Below are 24,821 nucleotides of genomic sequence, written 5' to 3'. Positions count from 1 at the left end.
ATGAAGGCCGAATCTTCATGGCAAATTTTTAAAATCATGTCTGAGTTTGTAGAGGGCTTTGATAAACTAAATCGAATTGGTCCATGTATATCAATTTTTGGCTCTGCCAGAACCCCACAGGAGCATGAATATTACAAACAAGCTGTTAAGTCGGCCTCACTTTTAACTGAAATCGGCTTTGGGGTCATCACAGGTGGCGGACCCGGCATTATGGAAGCTTCTAATAAAGGGGCTTATGAAGCGGGTGGCCGTTCGGTTGGGTTAAACATCGATTTACCTATGGAACAATTTTCCAATGAATTTTTAGACCCTGACAGTATTGTAAACTTCAGATATTTTTTCATCAGAAAAGTTATGCTTGTAAAATATGCTCAGGGATTCATATTTTGTCCGGGTGGTTTTGGAACTTTAGATGAATTATTTGAAGTATTAACCTTAATACAAACACATAAAATCGAGAAAGTGCCCGTTGTATTGTTAGGGGAGTCATTTTGGCAACCTCTTTTAGACTGGATTAAAGATACTTTATTAAATAAAGAGCAAAATATCTCTCCTGAGGATATGGATTTATTTCAATTAACAGACAATCCTGAAGATGCTGTTCAGGTAATTAAAAAGTTTTATGAAGGAGACGAGTATCATACTATCAGACCGAATTTCTAAAAAAGCAGCTCTTAAACTGCTTTTTGTATTGATTTTATTTCTGTTACCCGGCTTATTAATTTCAGGAAATAATCATCCGGAAGATTATTTTATTTCACCCCTAAAAATTCCTTTAGAGGTTACAGGTACTTTTGCTGAATTGAGAAACAATCACTTTCATTCAGGCATCGATTTCAGAACTCAAAGGAGAGAAGATTTACCGGTATTAGCTGTAGCTGACGGGTACGTCTCCAGAGTTAATGTATCTCCTGTCGGTTTTGGAAAAGCCATTTACATTAGTCACCCTAACGGATATACGAGTGTTTATGCTCACATGAATGATTTTTTTCCGGAACTGTCTGCCTATGTCAAAAATGCACAATACGCTCAAAAAAGTTTTAATATAGAACTGTACCCCGACCGAAACCAGTTTAGAGTTAAGCAGGGCGATATCATTGGTCTTTCAGGAAATACCGGCAGTTCCATGGGCCCGCATTTGCATTTTGAAATACGTGAAACAGCTACTCAAATGCCTATTAACCCTCTATATTTTGGATTTGACGTTTCTGATACTGATTATCCGGTAATGGAATCCTTAGCAATTTACCCCTTGGGAATGAATCGTCATTTTTCAAGTCCGATGTATTTCCCGCTAAGAAGACAACAAAAAGGCGTTTACACACTTTCAAAAGATACTATTAAAGTCAATGTCACACAAATAGGTGCGGGCATTTCTGCTTATGATAATTTATCCGGTACTGTTAACAGAAACGGACCTTATGAGATAAAACTATTTCAGGAAAATCAGCTTTTATACCATTTTAAAGCCTCTACATTTGCTTTTTCCGAAACAAGGTATTTAAATGCGCATATTGACTATCATGCCCGAATTAAAAAAAATAAATGGTATAATAAGCTCTACTTGCAACCCAACAATCGTTTTTCAATGTATGAGCTTACAAGAAATGAGGGAGTTATTGATTTGAGTCAAGAAACTAAACAAAATATTTCAATTGAAGTAACCGATTTTAAAGGAAATGTAAGTAAAACATCCTTCGTACTGCAATATAGCGAACCTTCGGAAGCTGAGATATTCGAGCTGGGTGAAAATCTAACCTTATTTCCTCACAACAGGAGAAACACCTTTTCAGCAAATGAAATTAATTTGAAATTTCCGGCTTACTCTTTTTATGATACTGTTTATTTTCAATATGAATGGACGCCTCCTGTTAAAAAAGACATACATTCTGCCATACATCATGTTCATCGAAATGACATTCCTGTTCATAATTTTTATGATATAAAAATCAAACCTTATGATATACCTGCTCATTTAAGGTCTAAAAGTTTTATTTGCTATGAGAATTCCTCAGGAAACCCCCAGTACTTATCTTCCGACTGGGAAGGCGAATTTTTAAAAGCGAGGAGCCGTGATTTTGGAAAGTTTTATGTAAAAATAGATACTATTCCTCCTAGTATAAGGCCATTGAATATCAGAGAGGGGAAGAATATGACTACTTACGACAGAATGACCTTCACTATTGAAGATGATTTAAGTGGTATTAGTTCTTATACCGGTAAGTTAAACGGGAAATGGATTCTTATGGAGTATGACCCAAAAAACAAACTACTCTTTCATATTTTTGAAGAAGATTTATCAAGTGGTGAACATCAATTATTTTTAACTGTTGAAGATAATGTCAAAAATAAATTTCAATATATAATAAACTTTAAACGATAACCTATGACACATTTAAAAGAAAATGATAAGGCACCGGATTTTACAGCTAAAGACCAAAACGGTAATACGGTTAAACTGAGTGATTTTAAAGATAAGAAAGTAATTTTATACTTTTACCCTAAAGATAATACACCCGGCTGCACTAAAGAAGCTTGTGATTTCAGAGATAATTATGCATCACTCACTAAAAAAGGTTTTGAGGTAATTGGTGTGAGTGCCGATGATGAGGAATCTCATAAAAAGTTTATCAATAAATTTGATTTGCCATTTACTTTAATTGCAGATACTGACAAAAAATTATGCAACTCTTACGGAGTTTGGGGAGAAAAAAAGTTTATGGGAAAAGTCTACGATGGTATACATCGCATGACCTTTGTAATTGATGAAAAAGGCAAAATTGAAAAGATATTCAAGAAAGTAGATACAAAAGAGCCAACAAAGCAGGTGTTAAATGCATTTTAATTTTTGAAAAAATTTGAAATTCTAATGGAGATAGAATTCATTTTGATTATATTGCAGAAAAAAAACACTTATGAATACTAAAAAAACTCTGGCTTTCATATTAGCCGCAATGATTGTAATTGTTTGGTCAACTGCACAAACGAATATTTCACAACCTCCTCCGGGACATACCGGCGCTCCCGGTGAGTTAACATGTGCTACGGCAGGTTGCCATGGAGGATCGGCTACTTTTAACAACGCAATTGCTACTATAAATACAGCACCTCCCGGACTATTGAGTGGCGGTTATAATCCGGGACAGGAATATAATATCACAGTAACGAACAATGCTCCGAACAGGTCACTTTTCGGCTTTTCACTTGTAGCTATTGATGATAATGGAAATCAGGCAGGAAAAATTTCTCTTTCTAATCCTACAAAAACCAGTTTGGTTACCGTTGGCGGAAAAGAATACGTAGGACATCGGGATGCAATCGGTGATAATGCATGGGTTTTTAAATGGGAAGCTCCCGACAGTGATGTAGGAACTATAAGCTTTCATGTAGCCACTAACGCTTCAACAGGTGGAGGTGTAGCTGCCGGGAATATTTTCACAGGCGTTTTAAAAGTAACAACTGAAGGGATTTTAACTTCAGATAATTTGGTTGCAGCAGGTGCAAAAAATGTTCAGATTTATCCGAATCCTGCTTCAGAATTTATAAAGGTAAATTTGGAAAACAGTTTTGAAAATAATCCGGTATTTAACCTTTATAACACAAGCGGTAAACTGGTACAGCAATTCGAAAATCTGCCGGCCAACTATCAATTAGAGTATATTTTGAGTTTAAATAATAACCTGAATACAGGCTTATATTTTTTGGAAATAAAAGTTAATGAAAAGCAAGAATATTTTAAAGTTTTTATCAGATAGTATCAAACAGCTGAAATACAAATCCTGGATAATAACACTGTTGATTGCTGTTTGCATTTCAGTTTTTCATACTGCCTGTACAAAAGACAAGGCAGAGTCTCCATTTGATGTGGAGTTATGCATTGATAACTTTTATTCTTTTGTAATTGATGTACAACCCATCGTCAACAACAGTTGCGCGTATCCCGGCTGTCATGGGATGTTGTCTCCCTACGGAGATTTCACTACTTATGAAGGGATAAAAGAATCATTGGAAAATGGCAGTTTTCAACAAAGGGTCTTTGAAGTACAAAATATGCCTCCGGGCAATGTACCTGAATCCAGAAGGTTACAAACATTTGAGTTGGAAATTCTCAAGTGTTGGGTAAATGATGGTTATCCGCAAAATTAAGTTGGAATGTTATTTGCTCGATCTTTTTAGAATACTTAAAAATCTCAGGTAATTCACTAAAATGTGGATTACCCATTTTACTTAAATAGTTTGTTATGAAAAAATCATTTGTACTCCCGTTTGTTTTTACTGTGATTCTATTTATTATATTCCATTCGAATGCTCATACCCAAACCTGGACAACCCAGGAAGGGCAAATTACTTTTTTTTCTGAAGCACCCTTAGAAAATATTGACGCTACCTCTAAAAAACTTGTTTCAGTTTTAAATACCAGAAACAGACAAGTAGCAAGTCGAGTAGCTATAAATACTTTTCAGTTTAGAAATGGGCTGATGCAGGAACATTTCAATGACAACTATATGGAAAGTGATAAATATCCATTGGCTAACCTCAGAGCTCAGATTGTTGAAGATATAGACTTTACAAAAAACGGAAAACATAAAGTAACTTTAGAAGGAACCATGGAGATGCGGGATATTGAAAAAGAAATGACTATCCCGGGAACTATTGAAATCAAAGACGGGAAAATTTTAGCTACCAGTGAATTCATTGTCAAATTAGAAGATCACGACATAAAAGTACCAAGAATGCTTACAAGAAACATAGCGGAAGAAATACTCGTCACCGTAAAAATTGAGTACAAACCACATAATCAATGATAAAAAACAACATTATGGCCGGTAAATTAACAAGTATATTTTTTTTTCTCATTGTCTTTTCCTGTCTGTCAGCTGATGATGACCCTTTTGCCATACTGGATGAGATTGATGACACACCTACGTCTCAACCCATACAAGCTACTTTCAAAACGACCCGCTTAATTTTAGGCCATACAGTTGAAACTTTACCCAAACGCTCTCTTGACTTCAGGGTTGCTCACAGATTTGACGACATACTTGGTGATCAGGGAGGGCTTTCTAATTTTTATGGTTTCGATAGAGTTACGGATATACGTATAGGCTTTGAATACGGTATTACTGATAATTTAATGGTTGGCATCGGTAGAACTAAAGGATCAGCTCAAATTACTAAAAATTTTGAAGGTTTTGTGAAATACAGAATTCTTAAACAAATGAACGACAACTCCATGCCTTTTACGGTAACCGCTATGTTGAGCAGTTCAATATCTACCCGCGCACCTTCATTAGTAGAATATTCAGAAGCAGCTTTTCAAAAGTTTGCCCACAGACTTAGCTACACCAGTCAGCTAATTATTGGTAGAAAATTCGGAGATGTGATGTCATTACAACTTTTACCAACAGTTATCCACCGTAATTTCGTCAGATTTGAAGATGAAAATACACTTTTTGCGCTCGGTGCAGGTGCAAGAATTAATATAACCAGACGTACCGCTATAATTATTGACTACTTTTATCCGTTTTCAGAATACAGACGGGAAAATGAAGAGTTTAAAAATCCACTCGGTATTGGAATTGAGTTTGAAACCGGTGGCCATGTTTTTCATTTAAACTTCAGTAATTCAAAGGGTATTTTGGAAAGTGATTTTATCCCTTACACTACTTCCTCCTGGCTGGACGGAGAATTCAGATTAGGTTTTAATATATCCAGAGTCTTCGGTTTCGGATATTGATTTAACAAATGTTTCTTCTTTTTTTGACTAAAGAAAAACGCAAAACCTATATATTTGTCACCAAGCAAAAAAAAGCGTGTTTAAAGATAAGTTTTCCTTTTTATTTTTCATCTCTGTAATAGGAGGCCTTTTTATGTGGCTCTCATGGCCACCTATCGCTATATTCCCGTTGGCATGTGTTGCCTTTTCCGTAATTTTTATTTTGGAACATGTCATATCAAAAAGACAGAATAGTAATACTAATGCTGCCCTCTTTTTTTATGTTTATATCTTTTTTATAGCCTGGAACGCCCCTACAACCTGGTGGATTTATTATTCAACACTCCCCGGAGCAATTGCAGCGAATATGCTCAATGCCTTGTTAATGAGTATTCCGGTTTTACTTTTTCATGTTGTGAAAAAAAGAACCACAGAAGCTACCGGATACTTTAGTTTAATTGCATTTTGGCTTTCGTTTGAACACATTCATCATCAATGGGAATTTACCTGGCCATGGTTAAGTCTTGGGAATGTTTTTAGCTATTATCCAAGTCTCATTCAGTGGTATGAATATACTGGAATGTTTGGCGGTACGCTTTGGATTTTACTTTTAAACTTACTTTTCTTTCTCTGGATAAAACACACTTTTATTGAGAAATCATCTGAAACCAAAAAAAGCAGATATAAGCTTCCTCATCCTTTAATTTCCTATCTTTTAATCTTTGTGATACCAATTGGTATTTCATTTGCTATCTATTACAATTATGAAGAAAAAGGCTACCCTGTTGATATAGTAGTGGTTCAACCAAATGTTGATCCTTACGGAGAAAAATTTATTGAAGAAACTGTAGATGAGCAACTCGAAAGAATGCTTTCATTAGCCGACAGCCTTAGTGATGAAAATACAGATTATATCGTTTTCCCGGAAACAGCTTTACCAAGAGGTGTCTGGTTAGATCAAATTGAAAATGACAAACACGTTAACAGAATATACGATTTCCTCGAACAAAAATATCCGCATATTAGCCTGGTAACAGGTATTTCTGCGTACATAAGATACACAGATGTAACTGAGCCCCCGACTCCAACTGCCCGTCGCTATCGTTCCGGGGATTGTTGCTATGATGCTTTTAACTCGGCGGTTCAATTAGATACCAGTCGTGTACTTCAATTATATCATAAATCAAAACTCGTTCCCGGTGTTGAGCGAATGCCTTATCCGGGAATTTTCAAATTTTTGGCTCCCCTGACTATCGATTTGGGAGGAATATCCGGAAGTCTGGGAAGGCAGGATTACAGAGGTGTGTTTTTTACAGAAGATAATAAAGGAATAGCTCCTGTTATCTGCTATGAGTCTGTTTACGGAGAGCATGTAGCTGAGTATATTAACAATGGCGCAAATGCCATTTTTATTGTTACCAATGACGGTTGGTGGGATGATACTCCCGGCTATAAACAACACCTTTATTTTTCATCACTTCGAGCTATAGAAGGACGTAAAAGTATTGCACGTTCCGCAAATACCGGCATATCGGCTTTTATAAACCAAAGAGGCGACATATTACAACCAACAGAGTTTTGGGAGCCGGCAGTAATAAGAGGTGTTATCTATTTCAATGACTATAAAACCTTTTACATAAGGTATGGTGATTATATTAGCAGGCTTGCAATACTACTTTCTATTATGTCTTTGCTTTTTGCTTTTGTAAAGGGAAAAACAAAGAGATTTTGAAATTATTCGTAACTTAGATAGAAGAAAGACTTTTTTAACAATACACATTATGATTAAACATTTTTTAACCCTCGCTTTCATATTTATTTTTACTCTTCAATATGCATTTGGTAACGCTCAGGCTTCTGTTTGCACTAAATTTTATATGGAAGCTATTGCTCCCTATATTTCCGAAAATGGTGAAGTAGGTGATATTTCACCTGAAATAATTGAAGAGTACAATCTTTTTAGAAAAGATAATATTTATTTTGTCGGAGCCCTTGCATTGGTTAATGATGATTTTAAGCGCGCTGATTTGAGGCAATACAATGTGCATTTATCAGCAGATTTGGGACATATGATTTCTTTACGTATCCCTATTCAGCATCTAAAAAATGTGATGCAATTACCCGGTATGCGTTATATAGAAACCGGCGAAACGGTCTCTCCTGAGATGGAGTTTTCAATACCTGATACACGAACAGACAGTGTGCACGCCGGTTTAGGCGGCCTTGAAATGCCCTACAAAGGTGACGGTGTTATTGTAGTAATTATTGATTGGGGCTTTGACTATACACACCCTGTCTTTTATGATGAAAACATGGAGAATTTGAGATTGACCAGAGCTTGGGATCAAAATAAAATGAGTGGACCTCCACCTGACGGTTATAATTTCGGCACAGAATACGTTGGAATGGCTGAATTACTGGCAGCAGAACAAGACACTTTATATGTTTTTGGTCCGGGCTCTCACGGTACTCATGTTGGCGGAATTGCCGGTGGAAATGGTGCCGGCTCAGAACATGTTGGAACTGCACCTGAGGCAGAATTAATTTTTATTTCCCTCAGAAGAGATGCTCCTTCATTAGTAGATGCTTATAATTATGTCACTGATTATGCTGCTTCTGTTGGTAAACCTTATGTAGTTAATATGAGTTTTGGCAGTCACCTTGGCCCGCACGACGGAACTTCATTGAAAAATCAGGGAATTGATTATTATGCCGGAGCAGGGCAAGTATTCGTTGGCTCTGCCGGAAACAACGGAAATAATAATTTTCACCTGAAACACGATTTTACAGAAGATGGTGACACCTTAAAAACAGTGGTTACTTTTACACCTATAATGTCTGAAAGTTTCGGGCAAACCCTTTCTATGTGGGGTTCTGAATTTAGCTCATTTGCCGTAGCGCTTAAGCTGGTCGATAACAACAATATACCTGTTTATGAAACTGCTTTCTTTAATTCTGCTGATGAACCTGCACTCAATGATACTATTTTACTTCCGAATGCAGGCGATACATTAATTTTAAGAATGCAAAGTGTCAGCCAATCAGCACTCAATGACAAACCAAATATTCGGTTTGAAGTTAGAAATACATCAAATTTAAAGACCGTATTGTATATGGTTAGTGATGATGCTACTGTTCACATTTGGAATAATGTCCGTATGAATAACAGATACACAAATTGGGGCAGAACCCTTAGTTCAAATTATCCGGGTGCAGTACAAGGTAATCCTGATTACGGTTTAGGTGAACCTGCCGGAGTTGGAAAAAATGTCATTACAGTCGGATCATATAAAGCTGAAAGAATACTTCCAAACGGGAATCTGGGCTTTGGGAATATATCAAACTTTTCAAGTAAAGGCCCAACGGTCGATGGCCGCACAAAACCGGATATTACAGCTCCGGGGCAAGATGTAACCTCATCCGTAAACTCCTTTGATCCCAGTCCGGGTATTATTGATTTTACTGTTGAATTTGAAGGTAAAAACTTCCCGTTCTCAACTTATTCCGGGACTTCTATGTCGGGCCCGGCAGTTACCGGTATCGTTGCGCTTATGCTTCAGGCCAGTCCGCTGATTTCTGCCACAAGAGTTAAGGAAATTCTTAAAGAAACTGCCAGACTTGATAACAGAACCGGAGAAATAGGCCCTGAAGGGACTCTGAACTGGGGTTGGGGAAAAATTAATGCACTGGCAGCAGTTTTAGTTGCTGAAACCGTAGTTTCTATAAACGATTTTTCCATTGCTCCCGAGAGTACAAAAATTTATCCAAATCCGGCTTCACAAATACTTTTTGTAGAAACAACTATACCGGTAGAATCTTATAGGATTTTTGATTTAAACGGACGTTTAATTTTAGAAAAACATGCAGATTTTTCAATGCAAAACTCTTTGCAAATACCCATTGAACATTTGAAAAAAGGAAGTTATCTAATACAATTAAACAGCTCAGAAAAAACTATCATCGATCAGTTTATTGTAATGTAGTTTTTAAAAAATCCGAATCCCTACAAATAGTAGAGATAAACTAACAAGAATAAACAAGGAAACCATTGCAAAAATTCGGAATGCCTTGCCCGGTCTTGCAGATTCAGGCATACTTTTGTGAGTTACCAACTTGTAATTGTACCAACCTAAAACCGGTGAAAGTATAAAAGAAAGTGCCGTTGCAAAATCAATTAAAGTAGTGAAAGCTGCCGATAAAAAATACAATAACAAAACAGAAAACAGTGGGATTATAAACAAGAAAACAGCGTAAGTTCTATCAACTCCTTTAGTTTCGTTTCGAGTTTGGGTTTTTGTATTTTGAAAAAGAATTGTGAGTACTCTCGGATAAGCATCTGTCACGGCTAAAGTGGTACTAAACATTGTTATAAGAGCAGCAAAAGCAATAAGAGGAACAAAAGCACTACCTAACGTTTGCCCGTATAAATTCACTAACTGAGCAGCAAAATTCACACTATTATCAGCAAAAGTTTCTCCGGTACCAAACATAACAAGCGCTCCCAAAGTCAGGAATAAAAAACCGATTAATGCAGCAGACAGATAACCTAAATTAAAGTCTAAAAAAGCATTTTTAACACTTGGTTTATATCCACTTTCTTTCATTTTCTGAACCGACCATACTGAGTGCCAAACTGATGCATCTAATGGAATTGGCATCCAGCCCATAAATGCAACGATAAAAATTAAGCCTGCTACATTGAAATAGTTTGGTGCAGCTTGTGAAGTTGCAGCATCAAAGCTTCCCGAAAACAAGGCAGCTAAAACTGCTAAAAGTGTAGATATAGTTAAGAGGCTAATAATCACTTTCATTACCAAATCCAACCCTGAAAACCTGCCGATAATTAAAACAGAAATACACAAAAAAAGGATAATTGCTGACCAGAAAAAAGAAGAAAATCCAAACGAAAAGAAATTTTCAGCTAAGCCGGCAGTAACTATAGTAACTACAGCCTGAATAATGAACATTGTTCCAAGTGTCATCACTACATATATATAATAGGGTAATTTCCCAAGACTTTTGTAGCCCTCTATGAGGTGATTTCCTGTTGCTGCCGCATAACGAGGGCCAAACTCCATGAAAGGGTATTTCGAAACACAGGCTAAAACAAATACCCAAAGCAAAGCAAATCCATATTCAGCACCTGCTCTGGTTGCTTGCACAAGATGAGAAACACCTATTGCAGCACCGGCCATTAAAAAACCCGGACCAACATAAAGTAATAGTTTTTTCAAACCCGGTTTATTTTAGGTTCAAATTTAAACTCTTTCCGATTATTGACAGCGTTTTTTAAAATTAAAGACTTCTTTGAATAGCTTTTTTCATTGCCTCTGCTTTTAATAAACACTCTTCCCATTCATTTTCAGCAAGAGCATCCCATGTTATAGCACTCCCCGCCTGAAAAGACATTCTTTCTGATTGCGCATCATAAAGTATACTTCTGATTACTACGCTCAAATCAAAACTCCCATTAGGACTAATATATCCTAATGCACCGGAATACCACTTTCTGTCATTTTTCTCATACAATTCAATTCTCTCCATCGCTCTTAACTTTGGTGCACCGGTCATTGAACCCATTGGGAAACTAGCTTTTACGGCATCTGACCATTGAAATTTATTTTCATCTAATGTGGCTGTAATTGTAGAAATCATTTGATGTACATGCTTAAAACTGTAAATCTTAAAAAGCTCAGGCACTTCTATGCTTCCCGCTTGAGCAACTTTAGCCAGATCATTTCTCATTAAATCAACAATCATAACATTCTCAGCAATCTCTTTCTTATCCTCTCTCAGCTCGTCTTTTAGTCTTTCATCCGTATAAAAATCTGCTGAGCGTTGCCGGGTTCCCTTAATCGGCTGGGCTACTAGGTGTCCGTTTTTATTTTTTAAATACCGTTCGGGGCTGCTGCTTATCAATTTATAATCTCCAAATGAAAACAATGCTGAAAAGGGTGAAGGACTCATTTCATTTAAAGTAAGGAAGATTCTCCCGGAATTGAATCTTTTCATTTGCGAAGAAAATTCCAAACACAGATTTAATTCATAAATATCTCCTGACTCCAAGTCATTCTTAATACTATTTACGGTTGCAGTATATTCCTCTTTAGTAAAATTGCACTTGAAAGGAGCATCAATATTTGAAGTTTGCGGATTTGCATCAGCTTCACTCTGAATATCAGGAGTTTGTAATTTATTAATAAAGTAATCCTTTTTTTCAGAGCTGTAAGTTTGAATTGAAACAGTATTGCTGTTAACTTTTTTAGAAATTAAAGTAAGGGGTTCAAAAAATGCCAGATGGGGAAAAGTATTTTTTTGGGATGAAAAATATCCCGGATAAATCTCATTTTTCAGATCATAAGAAAGCACTCCAAAAACCTTTAGTTTAGCATTACTTACAAAATGATTTAACTTTTCAAAGCTATTTTCGCCGTTGAATAATTCAATTTTTTTCTGACACCCTACGGCTATCAGAAAATCATATTCCCGGTAAATGTCAGACTCAAGATCTGAAGATGAGAAAACACAAAAGTAGTTGTGCTTTTGAGATTCATTCAATACAAATTTCCTCAGGTTAAAATCTGTGGGTACTGTAAATGAAGCTTCCTGTATCAATAGACCAAATTTAGGAAAGAAAAAACTGAGAAAAAGAAAAAAACTTAGAGAACTGTTTCTGTTTTTGGTTTATGTATCAGTTCTTTTCTGTCCGGACCGTTAGATATCATAGTCACCGGGCAAGACAAGGTATTTTCTAAATATTCTACAAAAGTCAGCAATTCCTTTGGTAAGGCTGAAAAATCATCGCAGTTTTCAATTGATTGATTCCAGCCTTCAAATGATTTATAAACTGTTTTCAGATTTTCATCTTCCAGATTAAAAGGAAGCTCTTCAGTTAATTTTCCTCCAATATCATAGTGGGTACATGCTTTTAAGACTTTAAAAGTATTTAAAACATCTATTTTAGTAACAATTAACTGCGTTAAGCCATTTAGCATAACGGCATACTTCAAAGCAGGAATGTCAATCCATCCACATCTTCTTGACCTGCCTGTAGTAGAGCCAAATTCATTACCGGCTTTTCTCAGTGCATCCCCTTCTTCATTATCTAATTCTGTTGGGAATGGTCCGCTGCCTACTCTTGTACAATAGGCTTTTGTTATACCATAAACTTCTCTTATTTTATTTGGGGCAATGCCTAAACCAATACATGAAGAAGCACTCAATGTATGTGAAGAAGTTACGTAGGGATAAGTTCCGAATTGAACATCAAGCAAAGAGCCTTGCGCACCTTCAGCTAAAATGGTTTTATTTTCCTTCAGTAAATTATTACATAAATACTCTGCATTCCCGATTTTGATTTCTTTTCTGATGAAATCTACCGCATCCAGCCACTCCTTTTCTTCAAATTCATATTCAAAATCATAAAGTGTCAACAAATGAAAATGTTTTTGTTTGAGTTGATCGTAAACACTATCGAAATCAGAGTGAATCATATCACCTGTTCTTAATCCGTTTCTGCCGGTTCTGTCCATATATGCCGGTCCGATTCCCTTTAGAGTTGATCCAATTTTCAGGGAACCTTTTTTAAATTCAGAAGCAGCGTCCAAAATTTTATGAGAAGGCAATATCAGGTGTGCTTTATCAGAAATAAACAAATTCTTTCTGACATCGACACCTGCTTGCATAAGCATATCAATTTCTTTCTTCAAAACTATAGGGTCAATTACTACACCACTGCCAATTATATTAAGTGTTTTTTCCCTAAAAATACCCGAAGGTATGGTGTGCAGAATAAACTTTTTACCTTCTATAATGAGGGTGTGCCCGGCGTTTGGACCTCCCTGGAATCGGGCTACAGCATTATACTTTTCAGATAAAACATCAACGATTTTACCCTTCCCTTCGTCTCCCCACTGGAGTCCTAAAAGAACATCAACATGCATATTTTTTGTATTTTATTTTTCAAACTTTTTGAGAGCAGCAGGAATATTATCCGTATTGTAAAAAATATTATTCAGCTTTGTCATTACAAGGAGATTATTAACCTGCCCCGGAACATTCGCTAAAATGACCTCCCCTCCTGCCTTTCTTGACTTAGTAAGACAAGTAAGTAACAAGCCCAGGCCGGAAGAATTTATAAACTCCAACTCTCCTAAATCAAAAATAAAGTTAACTTCCCCTTCAGCTATCAAAGCCTGAAATTTCTCTAAAAGTTCTCTGCTTTGTACTTCTGCCAATAAGCTCCCTTTTAAAGTTATAACATTTACGTTTTCAGCTTTTTCAATTAATATTTCCATAATAATTTGTTTTAACTCATTGCTTTAAATTCACAATCAATTTTGGTACATTTTCCATATAAAGTTAAAGAATGGTGGTCAACTTCAAACTGCATGAGTTCTCCAACCATATTCTCTATCTGCTGTATTCTTGGGTCACAAAACTCTTTAACTACGCCGCAATCTAAACAAATTAAATGATCATGCTGCCTGTATCCGTATGATTTCTCGTACACAGACTGACTTTTCCCAAATTGATGCCTGACTACTAATTCACACTCAAGCAGTATGTCAAGTGTATTGTAAACAGTTGCCCGGCTAACATTAAACCCTTTGTTAATCATTGTCTTATAAAGAGTTTCTGCATCAAAATGGTCATTCCTGTTATAGATTTCATGAAGAATAGCAAATCGCTCAGGTGTTTTACGCAACTTATTTTTCTCTAAGTATTCCGATAAAATTTCCCGGGTGATTTCTATCTTCTCCTTTTTCTGATCTTCCATTTGAATGTAAAGTTAAGACAGATTCATGATTTTTTTTACTGTATGTAAACATTCAATTCAAAATACTTTATAAAAATGAGCAGGAACAAAGTATTTTGAAAGTCTTACCTTATTTTTAAATTTTCAATAATCGCGACGACTAACTGAAAGTACGCCTTCTAGTTCTCTCAATCGGATAATGAGTGCTTCTAATTGATCGGTATCATTCACAAAAACAGTAATCCTGCCTTCAAAAATACCGTCTTTGCTATCAACCGATATACTTCTCATATTTATTTTCAATTCACCGGAAATAATACTGGTCATTCTGTTCATAACACCCATATCATCTATACCACTTATTAAAAGCTCAGTAAGGAATGCAATTTCCTGTTGTTTGGTCCACTTTGTCTTTACAATACGGTGGCCATAGCTTGACATAAGCTTAATTGCATTCGGGCAATTTGTTTTGTGAATTTTTATGCCTTCATTAATTGTAATAAAGCCAAATACATCATCGCCGGGGATAGGCTTGCAGCAACTGGCAAATTTGTATTCTATTTTATCTGCTGATTCATCGAAAATCAACAATTCAGTATGCTTGTCAATTTTCGCTTTAGACACTTCTTTTGGAACTTCATCTATCTTTGCTTTTTCTTTTACCTCAGGATCTATCAGCTTATTTTTCTCGTATTTTAAACTTTCCAACTTGGCTTTAGATATTCTTCCTATAGCAATATTATAATAAAAATCCAGTGGACTTGTCATTTTGAAATAACTCATAAACTCCTGAATAACAGAAGAATTTTTTTTAACTTTTAACTGCTTAAGCCTCTTATTAAAATAATCCTCTCCGATTTTTGCCAATGTTCTTTTCTCTTCTTTTAATGAAGACTTTATTTTTGAGCGGGCTTTACCGGTAACCACAAAATTCAGCCAGTCTTCGTTGGGTTTTTGCTTTTTAGATGTAATGATTTCTACCTGATCCCCATTGCTTAATTCATAACTCAGTGGTACCAGTTTATGATTTACTTTAGCGCCTATACACTTAACCCCTAAATCTGTATGAATCTCAAAGGCAAAATCTAAAGCAGTAGCACTTTTCGGAAGCATTTTCAAATCTCCCTGAGGGGTAAATACATAAATTTCATCAGAATATAAATTTAACTTAAAATCATTAATAAAATCTAATGCGTTTGAATCCTGATTTTGTAAAATTTCCCGAATTCTCAACAACCAGTCATCTAATGAACTATCTCTGCTTTCCACAGCGCCTTCCTTATATTTCCAATGGGCAGCATAGCCTTTCTCCGCTATTTCATTCATGCGTTTTGTCCTGATTTGTACTTCAACCCAACGACCTTTAGGGCCCATAACTGTTGTATGTAAGGCTTCGTAACCATTTGCCTTAGGAGTCGAAATCCAATCCCTCAACCTATCCGGATTGGGTCTGTAAATATCTGTAACTTTAGAGTATACATTCCAGCAATCAGATTTCTCTCTTTCTGGTGGAGAATCTAAAATCACGCGTATGGCAAACAAATCATAGACCTCCTCAAAAGTCACTGATTTACTTTTCATTTTACTATAAATAGAATGTATAGATTTGGGACGACCGTATATTTCAAAATCCAGATTAGTGTTCTCTACCAATCCGTCTTTAAGCGGTTTTATAAACTCATTTATATATTTGGACCTTTCCCTTTTAGTCTGATTTAGTTTGGTTGCAATTTCGCGGTAAACTTCTCTTTCTGTAAATTTTAAAGATAAATCTTCTAACTCTGTTTTAATAGCATAAAGCCCTAATCTATGGGCCAGAGGAGCATATAAATAACTGGTTTCAGAAGCTATTTTTAACTGTTTGTGTCTGGGTACAGAATCCAGCGTTCTCATATTATGAAGTCTGTCGGCCATTTTAATTAATATAACCCGCACATCATCAGTTAATGTAAGCAACAGTTTTCGAAAATTTTCTGCCTGCAGGCTACTGGACAAATCCAGTACACCGGATATTTTTGTTAAACCATCAATTATCTTCGCAATTTTTTTTCCAAACTCTCTTTCAATATCCTCCAATGTTAACTCAGTATCTTCTACCACATCGTGAAGCAATGCGCAAATAACTGCCGTTGAACCCAAACCAATTTCCTTTGCTACTATTTGTGCTACTGCTAGAGGATGGAGTATATAAGGCTCTCCTGACTTTCTTCGCATATCTTTATGAGCATCAACAGCCATCTCAAAAGCCAGACGTATAAAGCGTCTGTCACTTTTTGTAAGCTTTTGCTGGATGCATCGCAACATCGACCGATACTCCTTTAAAATCAGCTTATTCTCTTGCTCGCTATCTATTATATGTGTTTTCAAAATCCTGTTTTATCAATTAATACACTAAACAAAGAAAAAGTAGTATAAATTCAAAGAAGTTATTTTGTTTTTATAGAAAAATTGTATCTTTGTGTCCTATTTCGCGGATGTGGCGTAATTGGTAGCCGCGCTAGACTTAGGATCTAGTGCCGTTAGGCGTGGGGGTTCGAGTCCCTCCATCCGCACACCCCAATTGAAAAAGCTTCCCATCAAAAGGGGAGCTTTTTTTGTTTATTTACTAATAAAAATTTTTAAAAACGTGAACATTTCATTTGAGCAGGGAGAAAAATTAGACGGGTATATACAGTTAGAACTACAACCCGATGACTATGTTAATGACTTTAAAAAAGAATTAAACAAATATTCTAAACAAGTCGATATTAAAGGGTTCAGAAAAGGGAAAGTGCCCTCCGGAGTAATCAAAAAGATGTATGGAAAACAAATCCTGAGTGAACAACTATTAAATTTAGCATCCGAGAAAGTAATGGATTACTCCAAAGAGCAAAACTGGAACATTATCGGAAAGCCTTTTTTAGAGGAACATAATCTCGAGAGCTTAGACCCAAACAATCTTCAAGGTCATAATTTTAAGTTTTATATCGGCTATTTCGAAGATTTTGAAGCTCCTCTGTTAAAAGATGATAAAAGTGTACCTCACTATAAGATTCAGGTTGACGACGAGATTCTGAATAAAGAAATTGAGCGTATCAGAAAACAAAATGGAGAAGCTAAAGAACTAAAAGAAGTGGATTCTTATCTAAGTGATGACATTTTAGATTTTGAAGCTGAGGAAGTTACTGAAAAAGAAGAAGCTGTTGAAGGTGGAATAAAAGAAAATGCAAGGCTTACTTACGACTTCTTTAAAGATGAAGAAAGTCTGAAAAAAATCAATAAGCTGAAAGCCGGAGAGTCCATCGTGATAGACTTTCCAAAAGCAATAGATAAGCCTAAGGAGGACATCGTAAAAAATCTTTTTCAAACTGAAAAACCGGCAGAGGAAGTCAGCCAATTCTTTAAAATTACCTTAAATAAAATTGAAAGAAAAGAAGCCGTTCCTTTAGATAAAACTCTATTTGATAAACTTTTTCCTGATAAAAACATTGAAACTGAAGAAGATTTCAGAAAACAGCTGACAGAAGACATTCAAAGAGTTTATGATAATGAAACGAAAAAATTCCGTTCGTTAAATCTGCAGTTGGAATTATTGAAAACTACTGATATTCCTTTACCTGAAAAATTCATTGAAAAGTATCTTCAACAGATGAATAAAGAAAATGAAGATGCACAGGAAACAGAAATAACTGAAGAACGTATTAAAAACGAATTATCCGGTATTAAGTGGGAGCTGATTAAAGGAAAGATTTTAAAAGAGAATGAGCTGAATGTTACGGAAGAAGATGTGAAATTTGCAGCTAAAAGCGGTTTATTGCAGTCAATGAATCTTCCTGAAAGCTACGCAGATGCACCATTTCTTGATGAATGGGTAGAAAAATCTTTAAAAGAAGAACAAAGTCGCAAAAAAGCTATAGAAGATGCCATGAATTTTAAAATAATGGATTTTCTGCAAAACAAGATTAAGGTAGAAGAAAAAGAAGTAACTTCGAAACAATTTGAAGAAATAAGTAAAAATTTAAACGATGAATTTCAAAGAGGATTTTAAAAAGTTTGCTGTTAAAGATCAGGGTATTAACAGCTTATATCTGGATGCGATGATAGAATCATCCATTACAAACTTCACCCCGGCAATTATTGAAGAACGTCCAATGAACGCAACTTCTATTGATGTTTTTTCAAGATTAATGATGGACAGAATCATATTTTTAGGCTTACCTATCAATGATTATGTAGCCAATGTGATTCAGGCTCAGCTGTTATATCTGGAGTCTACAGATCCCAAAAGAGATATACAGATTTATATCAACAGCCCGGGAGGTATGGTATATGCCGGTCTTGGAATTTATGACACTATGCAGTATATCAAACCGGATGTGGCAACAATTTGCACCGGGATAGCTGCTTCTATGGCTGCCGTTTTACTTTGTGCCGGTCATCCCGGAAAAAGAACAGCACTAACCCATAGCAGAGTTATGATTCACCAGCCAATGGGTGGAGCTCAGGGACAAGCAACAGATATTGAAATTACGCATAAGCAAATACAACTCCTGAAAAAAGAATTGTACGATATTATAAGTAAGCATAGTGGAAAAAGCTATGATAAAATTGAAAAAGATTCTGACAGAGATTACTGGATGGTAGCCAAAGAGGCGAAAGAATACGGTATGATTGATGAAGTTCTTGTAAGAAACGAAAGAAAATCAGATTAATCAATCTGCGTAATTTGTTTGCAGGTTAGCTTTTTTAATGTTATATTACATTTTGTTATGTAATAATTCTCAACATAGAGAGTTTCTTAAATTGACGTGAACTTTAAAAAGTGTCTTTCAGTTGTCTTTTTTTATAAAAAGTTTTGTCTGATGCTTTTGCTTTAAAAATTGAAATATGAAAAACGATAAAGGGAACAAATGTTCTTTTTGCGGAAGAAAAAGAGAAGAAGTTGCCATTTTAATTGCCGGCATCGACGGATTTATTTGTGAAAACTGTGTTGTTCAGGCTCAGCAAATCATAGATGAAGAATTAAGTCCTCATGGAAAAGCATATTCTTTCAGTATGGGTAAAACCCTAAAACCTTTCGGAATTGTTGATTTTCTGAAGAAATATGTGATTGGGCAGGAAGAGGCTAAAAAAGTATTAGCAGTCTCTGTTTATAACCACTACAAAAGATTAAGCCAACAGGTAACTGATGATGTGGAAATTGAAAAATCTAACATTTTAATGGTAGGTGAAACCGGAACCGGGAAAACACTTTTAGCAAAAACTATCGCCCGCTTCCTGAATGTTCCTTTTACCATTGTGGATGCAACTGTATTTACAGAGGCCGGATATGTGGGTGAAGACGTTGAAAGTATTTTAACCCGCCTGTTACAGGTATGTAATTATGATGTTAAAGCTGCAGAAAAAGGTATCGTTTACATAGATGAAATAGATAAAATTGCCAGAAAAGGCGATAATCCTTCCATAACCAGAGATGTGAGTGGAGAAGGAGTTCAACAATCTATATTAAAGTTGCTGGAAGGAACAGAAGTCTTTGTGCCGCCTCAGGGAGGACGTAAGCATCCTGACCAGAAAATGATAAAAATAAATACCCAAAATATCTTATTCATTTGTGGCGGAGCCTTCGATGGTATTCAAAAGCATATAGCTAAAAGAATGCAGGCTCAGGTCATTGGCTTCAGTAAAGCCGATAATGACAAAATAGAAGTAGATAAGGAAAATCTTTTACAGTATATAGGACCACAGGATTTAAAGGCTTTTGGCTTAATCCCTGAGTTAATCGGTCGTTTGCCGGTTCTGACATATTTAGAGCCACTGAATGCAAAAACACTCAAACAAATTCTAATTGAACCTAAAAATGCTCTGGTAAAACAATATCAGAAACTATTTGAAATTGAAAATATCAAGCTTGAATTTGAAGATGAAGCGCTGGACTTTATCGTTGAAAAAGCTGTGGAGTACAAATTAGGTGCCCGCGGACTCCGATCTATTTGCGAAGCAATTATACTGGATGCAATGTTTGAATTACCCTCTTCTGAAGGTGTAACCGAACTAAAGGTTTCGGTTGATTATGCAAAAGAAAAATTTAACAAGTCTAATATTAAGAAGCTAAAAGCTGCTTAAAAACTGAAGTATTAATTTTCGAGAGGAACGAACTGAATTCGGGTAAAATAATCCGGTTTTACTTCTTCTATCCAAAATTCTGTCCTTGCTAACCTCATAATTTCCCAGTATTTAGTCTGGTTAATCAAATTGTCCGTTTTAAAAACTAATATCAGGCCATTGTTCTGATCAAAAGCCCACATTCCGGGCATATAAATACCGGATTCTGTCCATAAAAACTCACCTTCTCTTTCAATATCTAAAGTAAAGCTATCCTTTAATTCAGGTCGGTAAATTTCATTTATAAATAAAGAATCTATTTGCCATGTGTTTGTAATCCTGTTTTTCTTTGTTCTCAAACTCAATGCAGGCCCTTCTTCATATGGAGAACATGAAGGCAGAATTAACATAAATCCTATTATCCCTAAAAAAATTATTTTTAAATGATTCACTGATTTGATATTCATGATTTTGACAAAATAATAACCTACTTTATTAAATTCATAAGCCGGCTTTAACAACTATTAAGAACTTAATATTCTATAAGTAAAATATAAAAATACGATTTTCAATTTGAAAAAATTCTCTTTTTTGTAAAACTAAATATTTTTAAAAAATTAAGTGTGGTCTAAGTCTATCTAATTAATCTTTTCTTTCTTTTTAAAAAATAGATTTTATATTTATACAACAACCCCGAAATTAAATTTTTAATATTCAGCTATTTATAAAATTTATTTTTAACTATAAAAAATTTTTCAAAATTTCACTTAACTAATACAACTACTATAAAACAAGTTGATATCTAAACTTTAGAATCACGATTAGTGAAATTTTTCTATGATTTTATCCGTTTTTTTTTTAAATTTATGGTTAAAATTATTCTAAATGAAAAAAATCTTTGGCAACATTTTTATTGTTTTTTTATCTCTTTTATCTATACATACCTTTGGTGCAGATAATTATTTTTTCGGACAAGAAGTTTCTCAAGTACAGATTACAGATGTCCTTACAGAAGAAAATGAATTGAATAAATCAATCGAAAAATTCAGCATTTATGAACTAAATACTTCTGAAATTTATAATTACAGCAATAGTTTTCAAGCTAATATAATTGAATTTAATCTTGAGTTAGAAAATTCTTTCAGCTGGAATTTAGCGATTGAGCTTAATGATTTAAGGGCAAAAAAAACTTTCAAAACACGTGTAAAAACAGACGAAGGAATTATTACGCTTCCACCAAGTCCGGCTTCTACCTACATTGGAAATCTTACAAACTACAAAAATAGCAGAGTCAGGTTATCTATACGTAAAGATGTTTTCCTGGGAATGATAGCTAAAGAAGGCAATGAATTTTTTATAGAGCCTGTCAGCAGATATGTTGAAAATGCGCCGGCAGATTGGTTTGTAGTTTACAATGTCAAAAATGTAATAGATGATGGCAAAGCCATTTGCGGAGCGCATGATTTAGTTGAAAACATGATATTACCGGAGGATTTTGAGAGTGTTGAACAAGAAAATATGAGAGGCAGCAGAGGTGAATGTTTGCTGGCCAGTATTGCAATAGCTGCAGATGGTTCAATGGTGAGCAAACTCGGAAATGTGCAGAATGTTGAAAATGAAATACTGGATATATTTAATATTGTTGAGGACCGGTATTTAGATCCGGATATTAACATTGGTTATGAAATAGCTACCATTTTCATTTCAAGCAATGTCAATCTTGACCCCTGGGCTTTTAATGGTGATTTTGGAGATTATTTAGGTGAATTTACTTCATGGGGAAATAATGGCGGATTTGGGACATCTTTTGCCTTAGCATCTATCTGGACGAATAAAAACTTTGCCGGTGGTGCTGTGGGACTGGCCTGGGTAGGTTCAGTATGTACTAATACAAGATATAACGCCAATCAGCATTTCACACCGAATATGCTGCGTCTCATACAGGTTCAGGCTCATGAAATGGGTCATAACTGGGGTGCCGGACATGCACCGGATAACAACTCTCCAAATAATGTTTATGTTATGTCTCCATCCGTTGGTTCACTTAATGATCAGTGGCATCCGCAAACAATTACTTCAATTACGAATCATAAAAACTCGAGAACTTGCTTGAGTTCAGGTTGCTTAATAGCTCCTGTATCTAATTTTTTAACTGATGTAATAGTTTCCTGTGACGGAACTGTTAATTTTACAGATAATTCCTTTAACTCACCTACCAGTTGGGAATGGGATTTTGGTGATGGGACGACTTCAACCCAACAAAACCCAAGTCATACTTACCAAAACAGCGGACTATATACCATAACCCTTACCACATCCAATGATTTTGGAGAAAATGAACTTTTACAGGAAAACTTTATCGTTGTTGATATCATAGAGAAACCGCAAACTACAGATGCTGAAAGTTGTGAGCCCGGAGAAGTTACGCTGACTGCAAGTGGCACAGAAGAATTAATATGGTATGATGCACCGACTGGTGGAAATATCGTCAATACAGGAAATACCTTTACAACCAACCTATCGGAAACAACTACTTTTTATGTAGAATCTTCAAATATACCCGACCCTCAATTTTTTAGTGAAACGATTAATACATTTGCAAGCGGTGCTTACTTTACAGCCAATGATTCATGGGGTTTATTTTTTGATATTCATAGTCCTTTAACTTTAAAATCTGTTAAAGTTTTTTCAGACTTATCAGCAAATCGTACTATACAGATACTATCCGGTTCATCAGTTATTTACTCAGAACAAAAATTCATTCCCGCCGGAGAGAGCAGAGTAGATATTGACGCAAGTTTACAAGCAGGAGAAGATTACCTCATTAAAGTAACCGGAAATACTGTAAGTTTATATCGAAATGATGCCGGAGCAGTATACCCTTATGAAATAAACGGATTAATCAGCATAACCGGAAATAATACGAATACAGGCACAGCCGATGATTATTATTACTATTTCTACGATTGGGAAGTGCAGGAGCCGGGCTGCGCAACTGAACGTTCTGAAGTTACCGCTTTTATAGATGAGTGTTCTAATATAGAGAATTTTCAAAATGCTGATTTTATAAGTGTTTATCCAAACCCTGCTAATGGTATTTATAATGCCACTATCAGTTTAAATCTAAAAAGTAATGTCCAATTAGAAGTCCTTAACACAATGGGACAGCGTATTTATCATCAGCAAACAGAGGCTGTTGGAGATTACACCCACAGCATTGATATTACCAATCATGCCGGCGGAATTTATATCCTACGAATCTTAGTAGACGATATGATTTTTTACAGAAAGCTGATTAAGGAATAAAGAAGCTGAAGTTTAATTGCAAAATTATCTCATTGAAGCTAAAACCTCTATAAGGTAAGGAGATTACTTCATTGCTTAACCGTCTCTTTGCATTAGCTATATTAAATATTTTATATTTTGCTATTATTTTGCATTCATATATAAAAAATATACTTAAATTAGTTGCCGGATATGATAATAAAATATTATGCGGCATTTAATCAACTTGTTTTTCGCTATTACATTGGCATTTTTTCTGCCACAAAAGTCGCTATTTGCAACTGACAGACAAGAGAATGATCAAGACTTTAAAAATGCTGTTTTCATAAAAATACCGACTGTTTCATACTTTGCATTTACTTATGAAAGATCTCTGTTAAGCAAAAATATTTTCAATTTAAATGTTGAAACCGGTTTAGGAGGTACATTTTTCAGAGGAGTAGGACCTGAAAACATCAATATCCCGGTCAATTTTAATACACTGATAGGTTCAACACATTTTTTTGAATTGGGCATTTCTTTCCGGCCGAAGTATGTTTTTTTAGAGCGTTTTGTAGAGCACTATAAAACTATACATTTGCCTTACAACTATTTTAGCTTATATGATATTGGAAAAACCTATGTTAAGAATCAATTTGCAATACCGGTATTTTTAGAAGCCGGTTATCGTTATCAAAGCGATAATGGTTTTGTACTGAGAGTCTATTTATCTCCACCGATATTTGAAATCATGAATAACTATCCTGAAGCCGCTACTTATGGGAATTATCGTTATCAAATAGACCTAAAAACAGAAAAAGGTCCACACCGGGTTTTATATTACACATTACCGGGCATAGCTGTAGGAAAACGGTTTTAGGGTTGTTTGTAAGATAAAGTTGTCATAATCCTTTGCAAAGCCATATTCCGGTTTTATTCTTCTTCTCTTTTATGCTAATTGCGGGAATTTCAAACTTAACAAGAAGCATCTCCGGCTTGATT

General features: G+C 35.4%; 22 protein-coding genes and 1 tRNA gene. 15 read left to right on the top strand and 8 right to left on the bottom strand.

Features of this window, described 5'->3' with window-relative positions; all coding sequences use genetic code 11:
* From EA412_05610 to EA412_05570, 9 genes are all read left to right on the top strand, one after another.
* Window positions 1–663 (top strand): TIGR00730 family Rossman fold protein, encoded by a 663-nt coding sequence (locus tag EA412_05610; GenBank protein ID TVR79911.1) that lies wholly within the window; start codon window positions 1–3, stop codon window positions 661–663.
* Window positions 623–2,383: a M23 family metallopeptidase gene (locus tag EA412_05605; GenBank protein TVR79910.1), complete on the top strand. Its 1,761-nt coding sequence runs from the start codon at window positions 623–625 to the stop codon at window positions 2,381–2,383. The genes EA412_05610 and EA412_05605 overlap by 41 nt, the downstream gene beginning before the upstream one ends.
* A gap of 3 nt (window positions 2,384–2,386) precedes the next feature.
* Window positions 2,387–2,845, top strand: coding sequence for a thioredoxin-dependent thiol peroxidase (locus EA412_05600; protein TVR79909.1), 459 nt, complete (start codon window positions 2,387–2,389; stop codon window positions 2,843–2,845).
* 70 nt (window positions 2,846–2,915) lie between these two features.
* Complete coding sequence (locus EA412_05595) at window positions 2,916–3,755, top strand: T9SS C-terminal target domain-containing protein (GenBank protein ID TVR79908.1); 840 nt, start codon at window positions 2,916–2,918, stop codon at window positions 3,753–3,755.
* Complete coding sequence (locus tag EA412_05590; GenBank protein TVR79907.1) at window positions 3,718–4,146, top strand: hypothetical protein; 429 nt, start codon at window positions 3,718–3,720, stop codon at window positions 4,144–4,146. Before EA412_05595 ends, EA412_05590 begins: the two co-directional genes overlap by 38 nt.
* 95 nt (window positions 4,147–4,241) lie before the next feature.
* Complete coding sequence (locus tag EA412_05585; protein TVR79906.1) at window positions 4,242–4,805, top strand: YceI family protein; 564 nt, start codon at window positions 4,242–4,244, stop codon at window positions 4,803–4,805.
* Window positions 4,802–5,737 (top strand): hypothetical protein, encoded by a 936-nt coding sequence (locus EA412_05580; GenBank protein TVR79905.1) that lies wholly within the window; start codon window positions 4,802–4,804, stop codon window positions 5,735–5,737. Before EA412_05585 ends, EA412_05580 begins: the two co-directional genes overlap by 4 nt.
* A gap of 133 nt (window positions 5,738–5,870) precedes the next feature.
* On the top strand, window positions 5,871–7,448 hold the full coding sequence (lnt, locus tag EA412_05575; GenBank protein TVR79904.1) for an apolipoprotein N-acyltransferase: 1,578 nt from the start codon (window positions 5,871–5,873) through the stop codon (window positions 7,446–7,448).
* Between the two features lie 49 nt (window positions 7,449–7,497).
* A complete protein-coding gene (locus tag EA412_05570; protein ID TVR79903.1) occupies window positions 7,498–9,699 on the top strand; it encodes a T9SS C-terminal target domain-containing protein in 2,202 nt (733 codons plus the stop codon).
* 3 nt (window positions 9,700–9,702) lie between these two features.
* Here the strand turns inward: EA412_05570 and EA412_05565 are convergent, their stop codons facing one another.
* From EA412_05565 to EA412_05540, 6 genes are all read right to left on the bottom strand, one after another.
* Entirely contained in the window at window positions 9,703–10,911 is a 1,209-nt protein-coding gene (locus EA412_05565) for a divalent metal cation transporter (protein ID TVR79924.1), read from the bottom strand.
* Between the two features lie 100 nt (window positions 10,912–11,011).
* Window positions 11,012–12,331 (bottom strand): anthranilate synthase component I family protein, encoded by a 1,320-nt coding sequence (locus EA412_05560; GenBank protein ID TVR79902.1) that lies wholly within the window; start codon window positions 12,329–12,331, stop codon window positions 11,012–11,014.
* A gap of 44 nt (window positions 12,332–12,375) precedes the next feature.
* On the bottom strand, window positions 12,376–13,659 hold the full coding sequence (locus tag EA412_05555; GenBank protein ID TVR79901.1) for an adenylosuccinate synthase: 1,284 nt from the start codon (window positions 13,657–13,659) through the stop codon (window positions 12,376–12,378).
* Between the two features lie 12 nt (window positions 13,660–13,671).
* Window positions 13,672–14,013 (bottom strand): anti-sigma factor antagonist, encoded by a 342-nt coding sequence (locus tag EA412_05550; GenBank protein TVR79900.1) that lies wholly within the window; start codon window positions 14,011–14,013, stop codon window positions 13,672–13,674.
* An 11-nt stretch (window positions 14,014–14,024) separates the two neighbouring features.
* Window positions 14,025–14,495 (bottom strand): transcriptional repressor, encoded by a 471-nt coding sequence (locus EA412_05545; protein TVR79899.1) that lies wholly within the window; start codon window positions 14,493–14,495, stop codon window positions 14,025–14,027.
* Between the two features lie 123 nt (window positions 14,496–14,618).
* Window positions 14,619–16,841, bottom strand: a complete 2,223-nt coding sequence (locus EA412_05540; protein TVR79898.1) for a bifunctional (p)ppGpp synthetase/guanosine-3',5'-bis(diphosphate) 3'-pyrophosphohydrolase — start codon at window positions 16,839–16,841, stop codon at window positions 14,619–14,621.
* Between the two features lie 103 nt (window positions 16,842–16,944).
* On the opposite strand from EA412_05540, the gene EA412_05535 reads away from it, so the two are divergent.
* The 4 genes from EA412_05535 to clpX all read left to right on the top strand — a co-directional run bounded on the left by EA412_05535 (window position 16,945) and on the right by clpX (window position 20,576).
* Window positions 16,945–17,026, top strand: a tRNA-Leu gene (locus EA412_05535).
* Window positions 17,020–18,501, top strand: a complete 1,482-nt coding sequence (locus EA412_05530; protein ID TVR79897.1) for a hypothetical protein — start codon at window positions 17,020–17,022, stop codon at window positions 18,499–18,501. Before EA412_05535 ends, EA412_05530 begins: the two co-directional genes overlap by 7 nt.
* Window positions 18,479–19,165: an ATP-dependent Clp endopeptidase proteolytic subunit ClpP gene (gene clpP, locus EA412_05525; GenBank protein TVR79896.1), complete on the top strand. Its 687-nt coding sequence runs from the start codon at window positions 18,479–18,481 to the stop codon at window positions 19,163–19,165. Before EA412_05530 ends, clpP begins: the two co-directional genes overlap by 23 nt.
* 175 nt (window positions 19,166–19,340) lie before the next feature.
* On the top strand, window positions 19,341–20,576 hold the full coding sequence (gene clpX / locus EA412_05520; GenBank protein ID TVR79895.1) for an ATP-dependent Clp protease ATP-binding subunit ClpX: 1,236 nt from the start codon (window positions 19,341–19,343) through the stop codon (window positions 20,574–20,576).
* A gap of 11 nt (window positions 20,577–20,587) precedes the next feature.
* Here clpX and EA412_05515 read toward each other — a convergent pair whose 3' ends face one another.
* Complete coding sequence (locus EA412_05515) at window positions 20,588–21,076, bottom strand: hypothetical protein (GenBank protein TVR79894.1); 489 nt, start codon at window positions 21,074–21,076, stop codon at window positions 20,588–20,590.
* Window positions 21,077–21,440: 364 nt separating this feature from the next.
* Between EA412_05515 and EA412_05510 the strand changes: the two genes are divergently transcribed.
* A complete protein-coding gene (locus EA412_05510) occupies window positions 21,441–23,861 on the top strand; it encodes a PKD domain-containing protein (protein TVR79893.1) in 2,421 nt (806 codons plus the stop codon).
* On the opposite strand, the gene EA412_05505 is transcribed toward EA412_05510, so the two are convergent.
* On the bottom strand, window positions 23,851–24,057 hold the full coding sequence (locus tag EA412_05505) for a hypothetical protein (protein ID TVR79892.1): 207 nt from the start codon (window positions 24,055–24,057) through the stop codon (window positions 23,851–23,853). The two genes, EA412_05510 and EA412_05505, sit on opposite strands and share 11 nt — an antisense overlap.
* A 27-nt stretch (window positions 24,058–24,084) precedes the next feature.
* Between EA412_05505 and EA412_05500 the strand changes: the two genes are divergently transcribed.
* Complete coding sequence (locus tag EA412_05500; protein ID TVR79891.1) at window positions 24,085–24,699, top strand: hypothetical protein; 615 nt, start codon at window positions 24,085–24,087, stop codon at window positions 24,697–24,699.
* Window positions 24,700–24,821 lie beyond the last annotated feature (122 nt).

The organism is Chitinophagaceae bacterium, from assembly GCA_007695095.1.
Lineage (GTDB): Bacteria > Bacteroidota > Bacteroidia > Chitinophagales > REEL01 > REEL01.
This window is presented reverse-complemented; position numbering and strand designations above follow the sequence as displayed.

What these genes read in the sequence shown, in the direction of transcription:
- EA412_05595 (TVR79908.1), top strand. Translation starts at nt 2,916, where the DNA reads ATGAATACTAAAAAAACTCTGGCTTTCATATTAGCCGCAATGATTGTA.
- EA412_05545 (TVR79899.1), bottom strand. Translation starts at nt 14,495, where the DNA reads ATGGAAGATCAGAAAAAGGAGAAGATAGAAATCACCCGGGAAATTTTA.
- EA412_05605 (TVR79910.1), top strand. Translation starts at nt 623, where the DNA reads ATGAAGGAGACGAGTATCATACTATCAGACCGAATTTCTAAAAAAGCA.
- EA412_05565 (TVR79924.1), bottom strand. Translation starts at nt 10,911, where the DNA reads ATGGCCGGTGCTGCAATAGGTGTTTCTCATCTTGTGCAAGCAACCAGA.
- EA412_05510 (TVR79893.1), top strand. Translation starts at nt 21,441, where the DNA reads ATGAAAAAAATCTTTGGCAACATTTTTATTGTTTTTTTATCTCTTTTA.
- EA412_05590 (TVR79907.1), top strand. Translation starts at nt 3,718, where the DNA reads ATGAAAAGCAAGAATATTTTAAAGTTTTTATCAGATAGTATCAAACAG.
- EA412_05555 (TVR79901.1), bottom strand. Translation starts at nt 13,659, where the DNA reads ATGCATGTTGATGTTCTTTTAGGACTCCAGTGGGGAGACGAAGGGAAG.
- EA412_05610 (TVR79911.1), top strand. Translation starts at nt 1, where the DNA reads ATGAAGGCCGAATCTTCATGGCAAATTTTTAAAATCATGTCTGAGTTT.
- EA412_05580 (TVR79905.1), top strand. Translation starts at nt 4,802, where the DNA reads ATGATAAAAAACAACATTATGGCCGGTAAATTAACAAGTATATTTTTT.
- EA412_05505 (TVR79892.1), bottom strand. Translation starts at nt 24,057, where the DNA reads ATGCCGCATAATATTTTATTATCATATCCGGCAACTAATTTAAGTATA.
- EA412_05600 (TVR79909.1), top strand. Translation starts at nt 2,387, where the DNA reads ATGACACATTTAAAAGAAAATGATAAGGCACCGGATTTTACAGCTAAA.
- lnt (TVR79904.1), top strand. Translation starts at nt 5,871, where the DNA reads ATGTGGCTCTCATGGCCACCTATCGCTATATTCCCGTTGGCATGTGTT.
- EA412_05570 (TVR79903.1), top strand. Translation starts at nt 7,498, where the DNA reads ATGATTAAACATTTTTTAACCCTCGCTTTCATATTTATTTTTACTCTT.
- clpX (TVR79895.1), top strand. Translation starts at nt 19,341, where the DNA reads ATGAAAAACGATAAAGGGAACAAATGTTCTTTTTGCGGAAGAAAAAGA.
- EA412_05585 (TVR79906.1), top strand. Translation starts at nt 4,242, where the DNA reads ATGAAAAAATCATTTGTACTCCCGTTTGTTTTTACTGTGATTCTATTT.
- clpP (TVR79896.1), top strand. Translation starts at nt 18,479, where the DNA reads ATGAATTTCAAAGAGGATTTTAAAAAGTTTGCTGTTAAAGATCAGGGT.
- EA412_05550 (TVR79900.1), bottom strand. Translation starts at nt 14,013, where the DNA reads ATGGAAATATTAATTGAAAAAGCTGAAAACGTAAATGTTATAACTTTA.